The sequence below is a fragment of the Chryseobacterium sp. DT-167 genome (genome assembly GCF_058310155.1).
This window is the reverse complement of record NZ_JBZEEQ010000068.1, coordinates 1-672: the sequence shown is the minus strand read 5'-3', so window position 1 is coordinate 672 and position 672 is coordinate 1. Positions and strand designations below refer to the sequence as shown.

Annotated in this window: 1 protein-coding gene; it reads left to right on the top strand. The window is 69.2% G+C overall.

Annotated features, from left to right (window positions below):
- The coding region (locus AC4FQ5_RS19780) for a hypothetical protein (protein ID WP_491146297.1) at nt 1-672 on the top strand (672 nt) is incomplete at both ends.

Sequence of the window (672 nt, the reverse complement as noted above, 5' to 3'; positions counted from 1 at the left end):
GCCGCTCGCCTCGAGGCGGGTTGGCAATGGGTGAAAGGCCAGGTGGCCGACGCGCATCCGGTGCAGTGGGTGGAGGATCAGGTGGCCGATGCGCACCCGGTGCAGTGGGTGTCGGACGAAGTCCATGGGGTACATGCATGGCAGCACGGACCCGCGGCCGAGTTCGCTTCGGGTGGGCACACGTTCGATCAGAAGGGATTCTGGCGCGATTCCCAGGGGAACAGATGGGACAAGGACGGCAACCGCTACGCGGAGGGCTACGTGCATCCGTCGAAACCCGGAACCGTCGAGTACTGGTCACGGCACGCCGCGGAGGAGAACGGAGGGGTCCACCCGATGACCTATGTCGGCGCAGCCGCTCCGCTGGCGTCAGTGTCCGGCGCGGGGCCCACCGTGGTGCGCACCCTCGTTTCCGACGCTGCGGCGACAGGGGCGTGGGAGGGTGCGAAGACGGCGCTCGGCTTCGGCTCCGACCACCCCGTGAAGGAGGCGGCGGAAACGTATGCCACGGGACTTGCGCTCGAGGGGGCGGGTCGAGGGGTCACCGAGGCTCTCGCACCGCGCGTCGCGGCGCAAACGGAGATCGCGCCGGAGATGATCTATCGCACCCGCCATGGAACCGCCCTCGGTCCCGAGTCGGAACTCCGGGACCAGGTGAGGCAGGCCTCGCCC